The organism is Vibrio sp. Isolate30, from assembly GCF_022397975.1.
Classification (GTDB): domain Bacteria; phylum Pseudomonadota; class Gammaproteobacteria; order Enterobacterales; family Vibrionaceae; genus Vibrio; species Vibrio fortis.
Window position 1 is genome coordinate 166878 of the sequence record NZ_JAKEUS010000003.1, and the last position, 16589, is coordinate 183466.

The following is a 16589-nucleotide window of genomic DNA, read 5'->3' on the forward strand; positions in this document are numbered from 1 at the left end:
GCTACTGCCGTCTTATGAGAATAGTCGCTTAATCCAACTTTTGTTTTCTTCTTCGTGAGGAGACAAGAAATTAGACAACTCGATAATAGAGCGAGTGATCGAGCTATTTTTCTTACTTTGAACAAATGGTTTGCCTAAGTTCGCACTCTCTAGAGCAACCTTAAAATCATTCGGCATAATGTGAATATCATGCGCTCCCAAAGTCTGCTCAATGTCTTTAAGCTTTATCGGCTGTCTTTTTTCATATCGGTTTAAAACAATTTCAATCGCATCCGTTTGCAGACCGTATTCAAATTTTAAAGACTTAATCAGGCGTGATGTATTTTTAATAGAGACTAGATTCTGTTGCATCACCAACAATGCTTTGCTCGCAGGAGATATCGTCGACGCAAACACGTGGTCCAACCCACGAGAAAAATCGATAATAATGAACGGGTAATAACGACGAAGAACAGGAAGCATCTTGCCGATTTTGAGGGCATGTTCGTAATCGTCAGCGTTGTTTTCATGCTTGAAACTCAACAAGTGCAAGCCAGACTCATGCTTACACACGAAAGTTCCTAACGATATTTCATCGAGGTCTTTTGAGTTATTGATAACGTCTGAGATACTGTAGGACGGATGCAGATTCATATACTCAGGTATCACGCCAAATTGCAGGTCAATGTCCAATAACAACACCTCATTGGGGTGATGTTCTGCAATCTCTATGGCGGTATTAAGAGCCAATGTTGTAGCCCCCATCCCCCCTTTAGTATTGAGAAACAGAAAAAGTTCGCCCAGTTGTGTGCTGGCTAACTTATCCGATGACGTTTTTTGCAATAAAGGCACAAGACCAGCGATAGAAACGTTATGAGATAAGAAATCTGACGCTCCTAAACGGAGGGCAGTTTTTAGCGATGCATTATCGCTCTCATCTCCGAAAACAACTAAAGATAGGTCATGCCCTTCCCAAGCGAGATTATAGCCCTGTAGCTCAGCCATCTTTAGAGCCCAATCGCCACCAGCTTCCACAAAAATAAGATCCGGAGCATCAAGACTCTGCAAATACTCTTCACTCATGCCCAAAAGAGAAAAAGAGTGCGTATATAGATTTCTACATTTCTTCAACTCTTGTCTCATATAGGCATGGAAACCCTCACTATGATAAATAAGCCAAACCTTAAGGTTGGTTTTCAGCCTAGCGATCTCATTATCATTAGATGGTAATGGTATAGCTTCCCCCATAACACTACTCCTGTGGCAATTGTGGACATCTTGTCCTTAAATTCGAATCCGCTCGAATTACCCCTAAATTCTCGGCTGGTAATATCGTTTCAAATGCTGGTGCAGCTAAATATCCCGAGTTGCCTAAAAAATTTAAGTTACTGATGAGCTGAATTCCGTAACCTGTCGCTCTGGCTCGCACAAACTTTATATCCCCAAACCCAGGGTCAGTTGTATATCCGGTAGTAATCTCTGTTCCGCTGCCGTCCAAATAAGCCACTTCAATATTTGATGCCGAAAAACCAATTAATGGAATGTCTTGAACAATCATGCCCGCAATATTGTCTCTGTCTTCAACCCAGCACACGGTTGCCAGGCGTGCCGCTTTTCTTGTCGCTTCACTCACCATCTGTAGTGAAAAAACATAGACCCCCACACCTAGGATCAGAAATATCAACAGAAACACCAACCAGGAAACCAACGTGAACTCAACAATTGCTAACCCTTTCATGCGGCGTGTACTTAACGTATTCATTACAACACCCTCATTACTGAGGAAACTTTCAGAGGTATCGAAAAACCTTCGCTTGAAAATGGGATACCAATAAAGTGGGGGACGTAACTGTAGTCGACACTTACTCTCACATAATCGTCAGTCGAGGGTGGTGTCACAGTGACATTCGCCGTTGATAAATTCGACAGCAACGCAGTACCCGTCGAGTTTTTTCCGTATACAACCACATTTTGTATTTCAGAAGTTGGCGCTAAAGTTCCCGATTGGGTACCGTAAACTTCACTCACCGCATAGCGAGCACCGTTTTGAACTGACTTGGAAATCACATTGTAATGAATCAATATGTTTCCGAGTTCAAGCGTCAACACCAAGAAAAACAACAACACAGGTGTGGCAATAATGACCTCGACAGCAGCCCACCCTTGCTGTCTTTTTAGATTCGCTTTCATGACTACGACTCCTCATTATCGGGATCATCATAGAGCACAATTCGATATGCCCCTTCCGTCGTAGAATCAGTGCCACCAGTACCACCAACCACGGAACATGAATGAATAAATTCACCAAATACCGCTTGGGTACCACTGTTGTTAGTTGGCGCTCTTTGTAATAAGAAGAAGCACCCAATCTTGTTTACTGTGAAGTCTGTAGCGCCGCCACTTTTACCAGAGCAGTCCAGCATAGGAATAGGTAGGATTCTGCGCCAAGCTACGCCATTGGTAGCACATCCACTTCCCGTACCGTCAAGACAAGCATTTGTTGCATTCTCATAATCAGCATAGGTATAGCTGCCATCAAAATCTATCTCACCCGTATTACCATCTATCGTTATTTCACTGGTCGGCTCTGTAGTGACATAGTCTGACGGATAATCTGATTCTGTAAGCCCACCACCATAGTCACCAAAGCGAGTGTTCAAACCGTCACCTGTTGGCCCCACTGTGCCGCCTGGTTTTGTAACGATGTCATCCCCTATTGCTACTGGATAATCATAACTGCCACCAAGCGCATGCTTAATCGTGTTACCACCAGAACCAAAATCGAGTAAATGGTAGTTACCATTTCCCATCTCAGAAAGGTTACTGTCTCCAACTTTCAACGCATGCACTGTTCCAAGCTCATAACCGAACACGCTGTTAATCACTTCACCGGTATCATCATCAAGGCCATCTTCATTAACATCATTGTCAAACGTGCCATCACCAATGCACACACCAATAGGCACCACATTATTTATTTGACGTTGTCCTGAGCTTGGACCAGCTACTGCACTTGCAGCCACTGTTTTGTCCAAACCAAACGCTTGAATAAAGAACTCCTCCATATCAAGTGAAGAAACGGTAACGCGAACATACACATCATCGTCAGCACCAAAGCTTGGTGTCCCTGTAAAGTCTTGCGGATCATTCGAATATTCAATCGAAATATTCGCTGTCGAGAAATCTATCTCATGATTGCCCGATGAGCCTGCCATAGTCGCAAGCGCAGTCGCGACCTCCGCATCAACCGTATCTTTATCCTTGCTGTTATCCAATATTGTGGCTGCAGCTAATGCCGCAGAGTCAACCGCATTCTGCAAACGTGTTTTGTTAACCAGAATATGGTTCATATCAACGGCTAGTGCTGACACAGCCAAAAAAACCAACAAGGCGACGGTCACTAGGATGGCCACTAAACCTTGTTGTTTCTTTGGACTTTTCGATACTCGATACAACATATGAGTACCTCCAAATATTAATTAAACTCTTGAAGTACTTGGCTACTATTGCCAGACAAGGCTTCTTCTCCTTTTCCGACATAACGATCGTAACCAATTTGCATTCGCTCCCCTGTACCATCAGGCACTACGAGCAAATTTTCTTGAGTCGCATCTGGGTTATAAATTTGTTCTGTTTTAACCTGAGCTACAGAGTGACCCAGAGGTGCATCTGACGTTACACACCCCACCAAACCTACACTGAGACAAACCATCATTACCTTAATCATAGCTATCTCCTTATAATTCGTGTCCAAATGAGCCTTCGCTTCCGCCTTCAACTGGAACAGTCTGAGGCGCAGATTGGCGAGGAGCTTGTTCATCATCATCCGATGGCTCCGCAATGTAAGCACTTCGGCCAAGCAAGTAATATTGAAGGTCGTTAGGGCTCACAAAGGCATCCGTCGGTAGAGTTACGGCATTTCTATCGATAGGCTTAGCCAATCTTGGGGTAACTAAAATCACCAACTCGGTTTCCCCCGAAACAAATTCTTGACTGTTAAATAGCTGCCCTAATACCGGTACTTCTCCCAACCCCGGCATTTTATTACTAACATCTCGCACGTTCTCACTTAATAGACCTGCGATACCAATGGTTTGCCCATCGGCGAGTTCCAGTGTTGATGAAGCACTACGGCGGGTAATAGGCGGAATAAAGTAAGTGGCATTACTCAAGCTAGGCTCAATCGTCAAAGAGCTACTATTGGCAATCTCACTGACATCAACGGCAAGATTAAGATTGATTTTCTGATCGCTCAGTACCGTAGGAATGAACTTCAAACCAACACCGTACTCTTTGTACTCGATGGTGATACCGTCTTCATCTGGAACAGGGATAGGGAACTCACCACCGGCCAAGAACTCCGCTTTTGCTCCACTCAACGCCGTCAAATTTGGCTCTGCGAGTACCTTGGCAACACCATTTTGCTTCGCCACATCTAATGCAAAACTAAACAAAGTATTACCGTCGACAAACGCCCCTAAAATGCCGTAGTCCTGTGAGGTAGGAATATCGAAAATAGGTGTAGCACCGACAATACCTGCTGGAACGGACGCCCCACCCCATGAAAAGTTAGAGCCACTGCTTTGGAAAAAGTGGAAGTTAGCATCAAACTTTCTCACTAAGCTGCGCTGAACTTCTGCAACAGTCACTTCTAACATGACCTGTTGCGCACCGCCTATCGACATCAAATTAATCACACCAGTTGCGGCAGTCACTTCACTGCCCGATGCTTTCGAATTATCGACAGACTGCCCTGCTGCATAGGTTTCAGCGATACGCATGGCAATATTCATCTGTTGTTGATTGCTCACTTGTCCGCTTAGCAACAGGCGATTTTGTGCGCTATGAACCTCAATCTCTTCATTAGGAAGGAATTCAAACAATTTGGCCTTGAGGCTGTTAAGGTCGTGAGTCACCTCAATGTTGATTGACTCAATAAGTACACCTCTAGAGTCCCAGGCCATTAGGTTAGTAGCACCCAGCTTATTACCAATCAGGAATAATTCGTTGGATTTCAGCATCACGATATCAAGTACATCTGGGTCCCCTAGCGATACCTTGCTCGCCTTTCCCGACAACTTCACATGTGTTGACTTATGATGAGGCACCGTGACGGTTTTGCCCGTTTGAATTGCCGCGTAACTAGAAAGCGAGACAAACAGTAAACCGATAAGACATGTTATTATTCTTTTCATATATCACCTCAATCCTTGACGCGAACATTCGATGTTTCCGTACCTTTGATAATCGTAACGCTTGGTCTTGGTACGTATCGTTGCACGACTTTTTTGTCGACTTCATGTGGGTTTCTGAGTGTCAGTTGTATGCTACCTTTGCTCTTCGCGGTTAGTAGCTTCTCTGCATCTTTGGGAGTCACTTCCAATGTCACAGCACGCACAATGATAGGGCTGTTTTCTTTAGTTTTAGCGGTTTGGTCAACAGCAAGCACTTTAATGTCTTTCAACACCGTTTGCGTTGAAGCAGAGTTTTTTCCATACGAAACAGTATTAAGAATATCCACTTTGTTTCCTGGTAATAGGAAACCAGCCACCCCGATAACATCATCAACTCGAATCGTCACCGCGCGTTTATTTTCAGGAATCAAAGCCGCCAGTGTTGAGCCCTCTCCAGGTACGGTAAACCTCATCTTATGCAAAACCTCACCTGCATATACCGTATTGGCGACCACTTTACCGACTAGCTCTTCAGGGTCGGAATAGTTGTTATCATTTATCCAATCCACTTCCATCAATTTTGTGGTCAGGAATTGCTCCTCAATGATAGTTCCTGCTTCAATTTCTTGAGATGCAACAACAACAGGATGACGCTCAACCTGTTCCACCTCAACGGTTGGTTGTACTTGATTGTCCATCCATTGCTTAGCGAAGAATACAGCTGCTAAACCGAATACTACGGACAGTAAAAATAGAAGAAATATTTGGCTTTTACTCATTGCTCTCTTCCTCGAGTCCATCTGAAGTGAAGTACACCTTCCATGCCATCGTTAAAATATCGGGAGTAATGATTAACGGCAGTTGTTCGAATAGAACAATATCTTTACTGATTCCGACGAGATCTTTAGGTAAGCAAGGGAAATAGTTAACGCCATGAATGCGATGAAGCTTATACAACTGTTCAATCGTATTTTCAGGTAATTCAAAACCTTGAGCTTGAGCAGTATCGAACCACAACGTCTGATAGTCTTTTTGTGATAAAGGCTCAAACTCGATTTTGTAGCCCAAACGACGCAAAAACGCAGGATCACTAATTTTCTGAGGATCCAAGTTAGTCGAAAAGGCTAACGTTAAGATAAAAGGAATCGTGATTTGTTGACCATTAGGCAGTGATAAATGGTCAAAGAAATACTCCATTGGAACAATCCAACGATTCAACAGCGCATCAACGGGCATTGGTTGACGCCCCAAGTCATCAATAACAAAAATGCCGTTATTGGCCATCATTTGCAGCGGTGCTAACCATACTCGACTGTTTTCTGAATGGTTAACCTCGAGCATCTCCATTGTTAGTTCACCACCAACTTGAATGTTTGGTCGCTCACAGTTCAACCAACGTTTGTCATACTGATCGAGCAGGGATACAGAACGATCTTTACCATTATTATCGATAGGTTTGTGGTGTTGAGCAGAAAACACCTTGATGATGTTACCCAAGGCATAAACTGCATAAGGGATAAATACAGAAGTTTTCAGGGCATTTACAATCCTTGAAGCCACAAAGGTTTTACCTGTACCGGCATGTCCGTAAAGAAGTAAGGCACGCCCAGAGTTGATTGCAGGCCCAAGCACTGGCACCTTGCTTTCAACTCCGTATACGTCACTTAGAGCAGCCTCAACATCAGGACGAGAAACGAGCTGAGCTCTTAAATCTTGTGCTTGCACAATTTCACAATACTGATCTAATGAAACGGGAGCAGGACCAAGATATGCGTCGCGTTTAAACGCGAGGTCAGCCTCTTCCAAGCCTTTTTCTGACAACGAGTAACGCACATGGCTATGAGAAAGTGTATTAATAGCTAGGCTTTCGTTAGGTTGAAATACTTCGATAAGAGATTTCTTTCGTAAAACAGCAAGCGCATTTTCTACGATATGTGTTACTACACATAGATAGTTGGAAAGCTCTAAAACGTCTGATTTCGGGTAGGCGGACAGATGCTTGAGAACAAGGTTCTCAATGACAACGTCAGGCACGCCAAGCATCTCTGATGAAGTCGGTACTAGGGGAGCCGATATTTGAGGTTTTAAATCCGATGTCCGTTCTCTACCTCTAATATCCATATTTCACCCCATCATATTAATTAATCACTATTCACTTCGATTCAATTAAAGTAGCTATACATTGCCAAACCAATAACAACAGCTGGCGCAAATGGCATGGTCACTTTATTTTTATACCTTGAACCATTTCCAGAGCCTGCCTGTTCCAAATTGGAACTTATATTAGCTACGGAAATAACTTTTTGTTCAAAGTATCCTCTAACGCCCAACCAGTTGTGACTTGCGAAGTGGTGACAAATATAAGTAACCCCAACAATGCCAGCTGAAATAGTTATGTAATAAGCTATCAGCTGTAAGTTACCCCATCCAACATAAAGACCAATGACGCCCAATAGTTTCACATCTCCAGCGGACATTGCTCTAACGAAATATAAGAGTAACCCAAACAAAAATAATGCTAATCCACCAATCAATGATATCCTCAACTGCTCAAAAGAAAATTGAATAGATAGTTGCAAGAAAAACAACATTATCATTAATATTAGCAGTCGATTGGGTATGCGATGCTGAGATACATCGCATACCGCTATTATCAAAAGAACGATCCAAAATGGAAGAAAATCATCAATCATAAGTCGTCTATAACGCCGACATAATAGTCGTCAATTTACTAATCAAGGCAGTAGAACCACCTGAAATCACCACCCAAATAGCAAATACTAATAAGGATGCCCCAATGACATACTCAACCGTCGCAAGGCCTGCTTGCTTCTTCACGGTCAAATTACCCTAAGGCGCTGATGTCGTACTAATTGCACCGATAATCGCACTCAATTTATTAGCGAGAACTGTACCGATGCCAGAAAATATTGTTGTCAATCCGAAAACAAGCATCGCAGCACCTATAACGTATTCGACTACCGTTAACCCTTCCTCATCATTAAAGAAATTTTTAATATCAATCATTAACTTATCCATGGTCTTATCTCCATTATTATCAAAGCAGGTTTTGCTAACCTGTAAGGTAAATCTAGAGGTAAAGAATATATTGAGTTAGGATTTTTTTTCTTTTCACTTGTACTTTTTTGTTCTGTTTCTAATCTATTTAATAGAGGCTTTTAGCGAGATTACTTTCAAAAAAGTTAACAAATGAAACATAAGGCATATATTTATGCACCTAATTACACCTTTATTAACCGATAAGAAGAGTCGAATTAATTCGATAATTATAAAAAAGGTCGAACACTTTTTCCCCATCACAGTTTTTGACCAAGACATCTCTATTATCAGTAAGTTAGAAGTTAGATTGGTTTTTTTTATAGTTAATGACGCAAAAAATTATCAACTACTTAACATGGCAATTTCTATTTGTGAGAACCTAAACAAAAAGATTATTGTTATATCAAATTGCTCTATAGGGAATAAAATTAGGTATAAGAAAAGTCTGATTGATATTATCGATGTGAATGAGATTGGCCTCACAAATGAACTCGAAATTCTCAAAATTAAGACAGATCATTTGTTCAATACACACTGTCAGATTGAAAGTAACAATCGAGAGCGAGATAGTGACACTTTATTTCTGAAACAAGTCTCAGAGTATATCTTGAGTAGGCTCACTACCGACATCCGAGAATCAGACCTTGCGGATATGTGTCACTGCTCGACAAGCTATTTTTCCAAAAAATTTCACCGGCACTTTGGCGTCAGCTTTCGAGACTTTGTTTGCGATAAACGGATTCTGCTGGCTAAAGAGATCATGCAAAGGGATACAGACTCAAAAATCGCAGTGATCGCCTATCAATGTGGCTATAAAGATGTCTCATACTTTTCACGAATCTTTAAGAAGAGAACAGGGGTCACACCAGCAAGTTATCGACGAGCCTGCATAGATGACAAATAAACGCTAATTTTACTCCCTAAAAAAATACGCACGTGCTATCTTTAACATAATTTTAACAACAATAACTTAGCGAAAAACATGGAGTTAGACAATGATTCAGCCTAACGAGTTTAGCCAAGACCAAAACGAAGCTCTCCCTACACCAAATGAAATGATTTTAAAATGGGCAGAGGAGCGCCCAAACGAGGTCTATCTAAAACAGATCATCAATCGTCAGTTTGTCGAATTCACCTACAAAGAGGTGGCAGATAAAGCACTGAGACTGGTTACCGCACTTGAAGAACTTGGCGCCAAACCTGGCGATCGTGTTGCCCTAGTATCAAAAAACTGTGCCGAGTGGTTTATTACCGATTTAGCTATGATGCTGGGTGATTTTGTCAGTGTGCCAATTTTCCCTACAGCAGGTGCAGATACCATCGCTTACTGTATTGAACACAGTGAAAGTAAGATCGTCATCGCAGGTAAACTCGATGATCCTGCTGCAACTCAGCAAGTGATCGATGACAACCCGGAACTTATCAGCATTGCCCTGCCTTATGACACAGCAGCAAAGTGCCAATACGCATTTAATGATCTCATCGACAAGAGTGCTCCATCATCAAAACGCCCTGTGCATCATGACGACAAACTCATGTCATTGGTCTATACATCAGGGACTTCTGGTCAGCCCAAAGGGGCTATGTTGACCTATGGCGCCTTTACTTGGTCGGTTCAGCGTCTAATCGACCATATTGGTATTGAGAAAAACGACCGCCTATTCTCTTATCTACCACTGGCTCATATCACTGAGCGTGTTTACATCTTTGGCTCATCTGTCATGGGCGGTGTACCAACCGCATTCCCAGAGTCATTGGATACGTTTATTGAAGACGTGAAGATGCACAGACCGACTCTGTTCATTTCAGTGCCAAGACTCTGGACTCTATTCCAACAGCGTATTCAAGACAAACTGCCACAGAAGAAGCTCAATATTCTTCTAAAGATTCCGTTTGTTAACTCACTCATTAAGAAGAAGCTGGCAGATGGATTAGGGTTAGATCAAGCTAGAGTTCTTGGTTGTGGTTCTGCGCCAGTATCCCCTGCTCTATTAGATTGGTACGAGAGCGTAGGCTTACACATCACTGAAGCATGGGGAATGACTGAGTCGTTTGCTTACAGCACCCTTAACTACCCATTCAGAGCCGATAAGATTGGTTCTGTCGGTAATGCAGGCCCAGGTGTCGAGCTCAAGATTGCTGAAGACGATGAGATCTTAGTACGCAGTAAAGGTTTATTCTCTGGTTACTACAAGAATGATATCGCGACTCAAGAGTCATTCAATGCGGAAGGTTGGTTGCACACAGGTGATATCGGTGCGATTGATAGCGAAGGTTACTTGACGATTCAAGGTCGTAAAAAAGATACCTTCAAGACAGCAAAAGGTAAGTTCGTTGCACCTGTACCAATTGAGAAAAAGCTATTTGAGTACAGCCGTGTAGAGATGATGTGTTTGATCGGTCTAGGCTTGCCTGGCCCTATCCTACTTGTTGTTCCTCATGACTTCCCTAACTTCGACCGTGAACGCTACGAGAGAACCACTAAGCGAGTCATCGAGAAAATGAACTCTCAGCTGGCGTCACACGAGAAGATCAAAGGAGTACTAATGATCAAAGAACCGTGGAGCATTGAGAATGGGATTCTGACCCCAACACTCAAGATCAAGCGTCATATTCTAGAGCAGAAGTACCACGAAGTTGGTCATAACTGGCCAAAAGACAAGTTGGTGGTTTGGGAAGAGTAATCGCCCTTAAGCCAAGCCCCTAAAAGCGAAGTAAGTTCTTTTAAGTAGATAAGCGTAACTCAGGTAACCACGTGAGTTACGCTTTTTATTTAAGTCTAACTCCCTTATTCCCAAAATGCTTTCCTCGCCTCTTGCTGTGCTTGTGTATGCGTCAACCCAATATCATTTAAAAGGTGATCAGGTAGGTCAGCCAAGTGTTTTCTTGTTTTTGCATTTTGTCTAAATTGCTGAACTTTGAAATAGAATTTCTTAATCAAAGAAGAGTTTGTTGAGCGCTGATCGAGTTCGACTCTAACTGTGCCTGAATTCATAACTTACTCCCTCTATACTTTTATTCTCTATGTTTATCTGCTTACATGGCTAATATTCGACCAAAGTAAGTAAACCGACAAACGATAGATATTGGCATTCAGTTAAGGAAAACTAATGTGAGCGAACGAACACCTCCCTTTCAAGGTATTTACTACTTCTATATCGCAGCCGACAAAGGCAGTTTTAAGCTAGCCGCAGAAACCTTGTTTGTTACTGCTGCTGCGGTAAGCCAACAGATCAGGCAACTTGAGGACTGGCTCGGTGCCGAGCTCTTCATCAGACAGCACCGCAAAATTGTACTCACTCATGAGGGGGAAGTTCTGTATCTTCAAGCGAAGAAAGGCTTTGCCCACCTTCAAGATGGCGTGAGAAGAATCAACCAAGACCCCAATCCAAATCAGCTCTCGATTTCGACTGTTCCATCTTTTGCACAGCACTGGTTAGTGCCAAGAATTGGTGACTTCAGAGAGAGGCATCCAGACCTATCCATGCTGATTGAACCAACCAACAAGCTGATCACTTTTGAGGACTCAAGTATTGATATCTGTATACGCTACGGGCACGGCGACTACCCAAACCTAGAGTCGCGTTGGTTAATGGATGAGGTGTTATACCCTGTTTGTCATCCGCTTTATCAGGAAAAATATGGAATATACACAGTCGACGACCTGCACAAAGCGGAGCTAATTGAAGACCGATGGCCTGATATGGATTGGTCTATCTGGCTTGATGAAGTGGGTGTTGAAGGCGGTCATACGACATTGCAGTTTGACGGTTCTCACTTTGTACTAGAAGGAGCACTTTCTGTTCAAGGCGTTGCTTTGGTCAAGCACAGTTTAGTGTATCGATACCTGCAAGAAGGCAAGTTGGTTAGAATAGGGAATACAGCGCTAAAGCCAAAATACAATTACTTCTTATGTGCACCGTCGGGGTATTTTCATCGCGACAAAATTCAACGCTTCTCTAAATGGATAGAAACTCAAGTCAGTGAGTTTGGTAATAAAGGAAGGGAAGAGCTTACTATCGTCGAGACAGACTTCTCATTGAAATGGTCCGGAAACTCCGATGGCTAAGCTGCTATAATGACGAAAAATACCTATTGGACTTATCATGACACAAGTAAACAACCCACTGCATGGCATTACTTTGCAAAAGCTACTCACTGAACTCGTGGATCACTATGGGTGGGAAGAGCTAAGTTACATGGTTAACATCAACTGCTTCAAGAAAGACCCAAGCATCAAGTCGAGTTTAAAGTTTCTGCGAAAAACAGAATGGGCTCGAACTAAAGTTGAACAAATCTATATTGATTTAAAACGATAATAACCGTCAACTAATGAGCTTCAGTTCCCCGTAGCTACTTCGCGGGGATTATCCCCTGTGTCTACTTTTTAGGGGCCACATCATATCTCGTATCTCGTATCTCGTATCTCGTATCTCGTATCTCGTATCTCGTATCTCGTATCTCGTATCTCGTATCTCGTATCTCGTATCTCGTACTATGATTCCCATAAAACAAAAGCCCCGCAAGCTTTCACTTGCGGGGCTTTAAAACTAATTAGATTCTAAAAACAATTACTTGTTTTCTTTCTCTTCTTTAGCTTTTGCGATTACTTCTTCTGCTACGTTCATTGGACATGGAGCGTAGTGTGCGAATTCCATAGAGAATTGGCCACGACCAGAAGTAATAGTACGTAGGTGACCGATGTAACCAAACATTTCTGATAGAGGTACGTCAGCTTTGATACGTACGCCAGTAGCACCAGCTTGTTGGTCTTTGATCATACCACGACGACGGTTAAGGTCACCGATTACATCACCAACGTGATCTTCTGGAGTGAACACGTCAACGTTCATGATTGGCTCAAGAAGTTGCGCGCCAGCTTTTGGCATAGATTGACGGAATGCACCTTTCGCTGCGATTTCGAATGCGATTGCAGACGAGTCAACTGCGTGGAAGCCACCGTCGAATAGTTCTACTTCAACATCTAGAGTTGGGAAGCCAGCAAGAACACCGTTATCCATCATAGATGCAAAGCCTTTCTCAACTGCAGGCCAGAATTCTTTAGGTACGTTACCACCAACAACTGTTGAAGAGAACGTGAAGCCAGAGTTTGGCTCACCTGGTTTGATGCGGTAGTCGATCTTACCGAACTGACCAGAACCACCAGATTGCTTCTTGTGCGTGTAGCTATCTTCAATCGCTTGAGTGATAGTTTCACGGTAAGCTACTTGTGGAGCACCTACAGTTAGCTCAACGCCGTATGTACGCTTAAGGATATCAACCTTGATGTCTAGGTGAAGTTCACCCATACCTTTCAGGATTGTTTCGCCTGAATCTTCGTCAGTCTCAACTTGGAAAGATGGATCTTCTGCAACCATCTTACCGATAGCGATACCCATCTTCTCAGTAGAACCTTTATCTTTCGGTGCAACCGCGATAGAGATTACTGGTTCTGGGAAGATCATTGGCTCAAGAGTACACTCGTGCTTAGGATCACATAGAGTGTGACCTGTTTGAACGTTCTTCATACCAACTACAGCGATGATGTCACCAGCTTGAGCAGTTGTTAGTTCGTTACGCTCGTCTGCTTGCATCTCAACCATACGGCCGATACGCTCAGTTTTACCTGTAGCAGCGTTAAGGATAGTGTCACCCTTGTTCATAACACCAGAGTAGATACGGATGAATGTTAGCGCGCCGAAACGGTCATCCATGATCTTAAATGCTAGTGCTTTTAGTGGCTCATCTGCAGATACTGTAGCAACTTCACCAGTTGGCTCACCAGTTTCTTTGTCAGTTAGAGGCTGAGGATCAACTTCAGTTGGAGCTGGTAGGTAATCTACAACAGCGTCTAGTACTAGTTGAACACCCTTGTTCTTAAATGCAGAACCACAGAATGTTGGGAAGAATGCTAGATCACGAGTACCTTTACGGATACAACGTTTGATGTCTTCGATAGAAGGCTCTTCACCTTCCATGTAAGCTTCCATTAGGTCATCGTCTTGCTCTACAGCAGTTTCGATTAGCTCTTCACGGTATTGCTCAACATCGTCAACCATGTCAGCTGGAACGTCTAGAACTTCGTAGTTTTCTGGAAGACCAGAGTCGTCCCATACGTAAGCTTTACGGCTTAGTAGGTCTACAACACCAACGAAATCGTCTTCACGACCGATTGGTAGAACCATAACTAGTGGGTTTGCACCTAGAACGTTTTTAACTTGGTCAACAACGTTGTAGAAGTCTGCACCCATACGGTCTAGTTTGTTAACGAAGATCAGACGAGATACTTCTGATTCGTTAGCGTAACGCCAGTTAGTTTCTGATTGTGGTTCAACACCACCAGAACCACAGAATACACCAACACCGCCATCAAGAACTTTAAGAGAACGGTATACTTCAACTGTGAAGTCAACGTGTCCAGGAGTATCGATAACGTTTAGACGGTGACCGTTCCAGAAACAGCTTACAGCTGCTGATTGGATAGTAATACCGCGCTCAGCTTCCTGTTCCATGAAGTCAGTCGTTGATTCGCCGTCATGTACTTCACCAGTCTTGTGGATTTGACCAGTTAGCTTAAGGATACGCTCAGTGGTAGTTGTTTTACCCGCATCAACGTGCGCGAAAATACCAATGTTTCTGTATTTCGATAAATCTGCCATTGTCTTACTCTGTTAATAGGATATAAAATGCGCGCAGAGTATATCACAATCTGTGAAGACTGATAGCTTTGCATGCATTTGAGACTAAAAAACTTTTGCCCTTCCACATTAAGAAAGGAAAAGTGCTCTGTAGAAACAACCTAAGCGGTTGTTAATTTTAATATTGGGCTCGCAGAAAGGTGATTAGCAAACCCAATTTGATTTGCTGCTGTATAGATTAGCCTAACTTAGCTTTATTACAACTCATCAAAAGCACTAATTGCTTCTGACAGTTTTTTCACCCCGTGGATTTGCATCCCAGGAATACCACCCTTAGGCATATTCGCCGCCGGCACGATCGCTTTTTTAAAGCCGTGCTTGAAGGCTTCGTTTAGACGCTCTTGTCCACTTGGGACCGGTCTAATCTCTCCCGCCAAACCAACTTCACCAAATACGACCACATCTTTAGGCAGTGCTCTGTCTCTAAAACTAGACAACAGTGCCATCACTAATGCTAGGTCAGCACTGGTTTCGGTTACTTTAACACCACCGACGACATTCACAAACACATCTTGGTCGGCCATTTGCAGTCCGCCGTGTTTATGCAGCACAGCGAGTAATAAAGAGAGGCGATTTTGCTCTAGACCTACCGCTACGCGACGAGGGTTAGCCAGTTGTGAGTAATCCACCAGCGCTTGAATCTCTACAAGGAGTGGACGCGTCCCTTCCCAGACCACCATCACCGAACTGCCTGAAGTTTCTTCTTCACCACGAGAAAGGAAAATAGCCGAAGGGTTGGAGACTTCTTTCAGGCCTTGCCCTGTCATTGCGAATACACCTAGCTCGTTTACTGCACCAAAACGGTTTTTGTGGCTACGTAGCGTTCTAAAGCGGCTATCAGTGCCACCATCTAGCAGTACCGAACAGTCGATGATGTGCTCTAGAACTTTCGGGCCCGCTAGCGTTCCATCTTTAGTTACGTGACCAACAAGGAAAATCGCAACATTATTCTGCTTAGCAAAGCGAGTCAGAGCCGTTGCTGATTCACGGACCTGTGCCACACTGCCCGGAGACGATTGAACATCGGCAACGTGCATAACCTGAATCGAGTCGATAACCATGATCTTCGGTTGCTCTTTCTCCGCAACCTGACAGATCTTATCAACGTTAGTTTCCGACAACATTTTAAGATGCTCTTTCGGTAGCCCTAAACGCGAGGCACGCATCGCCACCTGTTGCAACGACTCCTCGCCGGTTACATATAAAGTAGGAAGCTGTGAAGAGAGCAGACACATTGTTTGTAATAGCAGCGTCGATTTACCCGCACCAGGGTTACCACCAATAAGGATCGCAGCTCCTGGTACAACCCCGCCACCAAGTACGCGGTCGAGCTCTTTAAAGCCACTGCTAAATCTCGGTACCTCTTGCAGATCGATCTCTGAAAGGGTTTGAACACTCGATTCCGTTGCACTACCTGCGTAGCCGGTGAGTCTCTCATTACGTGCAACCTGAGGTGACGCAGCGAGTCTCACCTCTGTGATTGTGTTCCAAGCTCCGCATGCATTACATTGCCCCTGCCAGCGCGGAAAGTCTGCGCCACAGTCATTACATACATAAGCTCGTTTTGCCTTAGCCATAAAACCTCAATAATTACTTTGTTACACGATGATGTTGTCAAATTGTGATGTCGTTGACCGTACGGATTAAAATAATCGTTGCAGTCGTACCAGTTATACTT

17 protein-coding genes are annotated in these 16589 nt (G+C 43.4%); 4 read left to right on the plus strand and 13 right to left on the minus strand.

All coding sequences use genetic code 11. The features are described 5' to 3' along the window. Nucleotides 1–12: 12 nt before the first annotated feature. The 10 genes from L1D60_RS10975 to L1D60_RS11020 form a co-directional block, all read right to left on the minus strand. Nucleotides 13–1227 (minus strand): AAA family ATPase, encoded by a 1215-nt coding sequence (locus tag L1D60_RS10975; protein ID WP_239841123.1) that lies wholly within the window; start codon nucleotides 1225–1227, stop codon nucleotides 13–15. A 4-nt stretch (nucleotides 1228–1231) separates the two neighbouring features. Further along, complete coding sequence (locus L1D60_RS10980; protein ID WP_239841124.1) at nucleotides 1232–1741, minus strand: TadE/TadG family type IV pilus assembly protein; 510 nt, start codon at nucleotides 1739–1741, stop codon at nucleotides 1232–1234. Continuing rightward, a complete protein-coding gene (locus L1D60_RS10985) occupies nucleotides 1741–2169 on the minus strand; it encodes a TadE/TadG family type IV pilus assembly protein (protein WP_239841125.1) in 429 nt (142 codons plus the stop codon). The genes L1D60_RS10980 and L1D60_RS10985 overlap by 1 nt, the downstream gene beginning before the upstream one ends. A gap of 2 nt (nucleotides 2170–2171) precedes the next feature. Next, nucleotides 2172–3437 carry a Tad domain-containing protein gene (locus tag L1D60_RS10990; protein ID WP_239841126.1) on the minus strand — a complete coding sequence of 422 codons (1266 nt, stop codon included), beginning with the start codon at nucleotides 3435–3437 and terminating at the stop codon, nucleotides 2172–2174. Nucleotides 3438–3454: 17 nt separating this feature from the next. Further along, entirely contained in the window at nucleotides 3455–3706 is a 252-nt protein-coding gene (locus tag L1D60_RS10995) for a hypothetical protein (RefSeq protein ID WP_239841127.1), read from the minus strand. A 10-nt stretch (nucleotides 3707–3716) separates the two neighbouring features. Continuing rightward, nucleotides 3717–5174, minus strand: a complete 1458-nt coding sequence (locus tag L1D60_RS11000) for a type II and III secretion system protein family protein (RefSeq protein ID WP_239841128.1) — start codon at nucleotides 5172–5174, stop codon at nucleotides 3717–3719. An 8-nt stretch (nucleotides 5175–5182) separates the two neighbouring features. Beyond that, a complete protein-coding gene (gene cpaB / locus L1D60_RS11005) occupies nucleotides 5183–5932 on the minus strand; it encodes a Flp pilus assembly protein CpaB (protein ID WP_239841129.1) in 750 nt (249 codons plus the stop codon). Next, the gene (locus tag L1D60_RS11010) at nucleotides 5925–7274 is read right to left on the minus strand and encodes an AAA family ATPase (RefSeq protein ID WP_239841130.1); all 1350 of its coding nucleotides are present in this window, start codon (nucleotides 7272–7274) and stop codon (nucleotides 5925–5927) included. The genes cpaB and L1D60_RS11010 overlap by 8 nt, the downstream gene beginning before the upstream one ends. A 41-nt stretch (nucleotides 7275–7315) precedes the next feature. Continuing rightward, a complete protein-coding gene (locus L1D60_RS11015; RefSeq protein WP_239841131.1) occupies nucleotides 7316–7846 on the minus strand; it encodes an A24 family peptidase in 531 nt (176 codons plus the stop codon). A 157-nt stretch (nucleotides 7847–8003) separates the two neighbouring features. After that, nucleotides 8004–8192: a Flp family type IVb pilin gene (locus L1D60_RS11020; protein ID WP_150869199.1), complete on the minus strand. Its 189-nt coding sequence runs from the start codon at nucleotides 8190–8192 to the stop codon at nucleotides 8004–8006. Nucleotides 8193–8385: 193 nt separating this feature from the next. On the opposite strand from L1D60_RS11020, the gene L1D60_RS11025 reads away from it, so the two are divergent. Together L1D60_RS11025 and L1D60_RS11030 are read left to right on the plus strand one after the other, a co-directional pair. Beyond that, nucleotides 8386–9117 carry an AraC family transcriptional regulator gene (locus L1D60_RS11025; protein ID WP_239841132.1) on the plus strand — a complete coding sequence of 244 codons (732 nt, stop codon included), beginning with the start codon at nucleotides 8386–8388 and terminating at the stop codon, nucleotides 9115–9117. Between the two features lie 91 nt (nucleotides 9118–9208). After that, nucleotides 9209–10897, plus strand: a complete 1689-nt coding sequence (locus L1D60_RS11030) for an AMP-binding protein (protein ID WP_239841133.1) — start codon at nucleotides 9209–9211, stop codon at nucleotides 10895–10897. A 104-nt stretch (nucleotides 10898–11001) separates the two neighbouring features. Here the strand turns inward: L1D60_RS11030 and L1D60_RS11035 are convergent, their stop codons facing one another. Continuing rightward, nucleotides 11002–11208 (minus strand): DUF1127 domain-containing protein, encoded by a 207-nt coding sequence (locus L1D60_RS11035; protein ID WP_239841134.1) that lies wholly within the window; start codon nucleotides 11206–11208, stop codon nucleotides 11002–11004. A 117-nt stretch (nucleotides 11209–11325) separates the two neighbouring features. On the opposite strand from L1D60_RS11035, the gene L1D60_RS11040 reads away from it, so the two are divergent. Together L1D60_RS11040 and L1D60_RS11045 are read left to right on the plus strand one after the other, a co-directional pair. Next, entirely contained in the window at nucleotides 11326–12282 is a 957-nt protein-coding gene (locus L1D60_RS11040) for a LysR substrate-binding domain-containing protein (RefSeq protein WP_239841135.1), read from the plus strand. Nucleotides 12283–12319: 37 nt separating this feature from the next. Beyond that, complete coding sequence (locus tag L1D60_RS11045) at nucleotides 12320–12532, plus strand: VF530 family protein (protein WP_032551576.1); 213 nt, start codon at nucleotides 12320–12322, stop codon at nucleotides 12530–12532. Nucleotides 12533–12784: 252 nt separating this feature from the next. Here the strand turns inward: L1D60_RS11045 and fusA are convergent, their stop codons facing one another. Further along, nucleotides 12785–14872 carry an elongation factor G gene (gene fusA / locus L1D60_RS11050; RefSeq protein WP_239841136.1) on the minus strand — a complete coding sequence of 696 codons (2088 nt, stop codon included), beginning with the start codon at nucleotides 14870–14872 and terminating at the stop codon, nucleotides 12785–12787. Between the two features lie 236 nt (nucleotides 14873–15108). Then, nucleotides 15109–16488 carry a DNA repair protein RadA gene (gene radA / locus L1D60_RS11055; RefSeq protein WP_105025478.1) on the minus strand — a complete coding sequence of 460 codons (1380 nt, stop codon included), beginning with the start codon at nucleotides 16486–16488 and terminating at the stop codon, nucleotides 15109–15111. Between the last annotated feature and the right edge of the window lie 101 nt (nucleotides 16489–16589).

Bases quoted from the DNA above. Each gene is read 5' to 3' on its own strand.
- L1D60_RS10975 (WP_239841123.1), bottom strand. From the start codon at position 1,227: ATGGGGGAAGCTATACCATTACCATCTAATGATAATGAGATCGCTAGG.
- L1D60_RS10980 (WP_239841124.1), bottom strand. From the start codon at position 1,741: ATGAATACGTTAAGTACACGCCGCATGAAAGGGTTAGCAATTGTTGAG.
- L1D60_RS10985 (WP_239841125.1), bottom strand. From the start codon at position 2,169: ATGAAAGCGAATCTAAAAAGACAGCAAGGGTGGGCTGCTGTCGAGGTC.
- L1D60_RS10990 (WP_239841126.1), bottom strand. From the start codon at position 3,437: ATGTTGTATCGAGTATCGAAAAGTCCAAAGAAACAACAAGGTTTAGTG.
- L1D60_RS10995 (WP_239841127.1), bottom strand. From the start codon at position 3,706: ATGATTAAGGTAATGATGGTTTGTCTCAGTGTAGGTTTGGTGGGGTGT.
- L1D60_RS11000 (WP_239841128.1), bottom strand. From the start codon at position 5,174: ATGAAAAGAATAATAACATGTCTTATCGGTTTACTGTTTGTCTCGCTT.
- cpaB (WP_239841129.1), bottom strand. From the start codon at position 5,932: ATGAGTAAAAGCCAAATATTTCTTCTATTTTTACTGTCCGTAGTATTC.
- L1D60_RS11010 (WP_239841130.1), bottom strand. From the start codon at position 7,274: ATGGATATTAGAGGTAGAGAACGGACATCGGATTTAAAACCTCAAATA.
- L1D60_RS11015 (WP_239841131.1), bottom strand. From the start codon at position 7,846: ATGATTGATGATTTTCTTCCATTTTGGATCGTTCTTTTGATAATAGCG.
- L1D60_RS11020 (WP_150869199.1), bottom strand. From the start codon at position 8,192: ATGGATAAGTTAATGATTGATATTAAAAATTTCTTTAATGATGAGGAA.
- L1D60_RS11025 (WP_239841132.1), top strand. From the start codon at position 8,386: ATGCACCTAATTACACCTTTATTAACCGATAAGAAGAGTCGAATTAAT.
- L1D60_RS11030 (WP_239841133.1), top strand. From the start codon at position 9,209: ATGATTCAGCCTAACGAGTTTAGCCAAGACCAAAACGAAGCTCTCCCT.
- L1D60_RS11035 (WP_239841134.1), bottom strand. From the start codon at position 11,208: ATGAATTCAGGCACAGTTAGAGTCGAACTCGATCAGCGCTCAACAAAC.
- L1D60_RS11045 (WP_032551576.1), top strand. From the start codon at position 12,320: ATGACACAAGTAAACAACCCACTGCATGGCATTACTTTGCAAAAGCTA.
- fusA (WP_239841136.1), bottom strand. From the start codon at position 14,872: ATGGCAGATTTATCGAAATACAGAAACATTGGTATTTTCGCGCACGTT.
- radA (WP_105025478.1), bottom strand. From the start codon at position 16,488: ATGGCTAAGGCAAAACGAGCTTATGTATGTAATGACTGTGGCGCAGAC.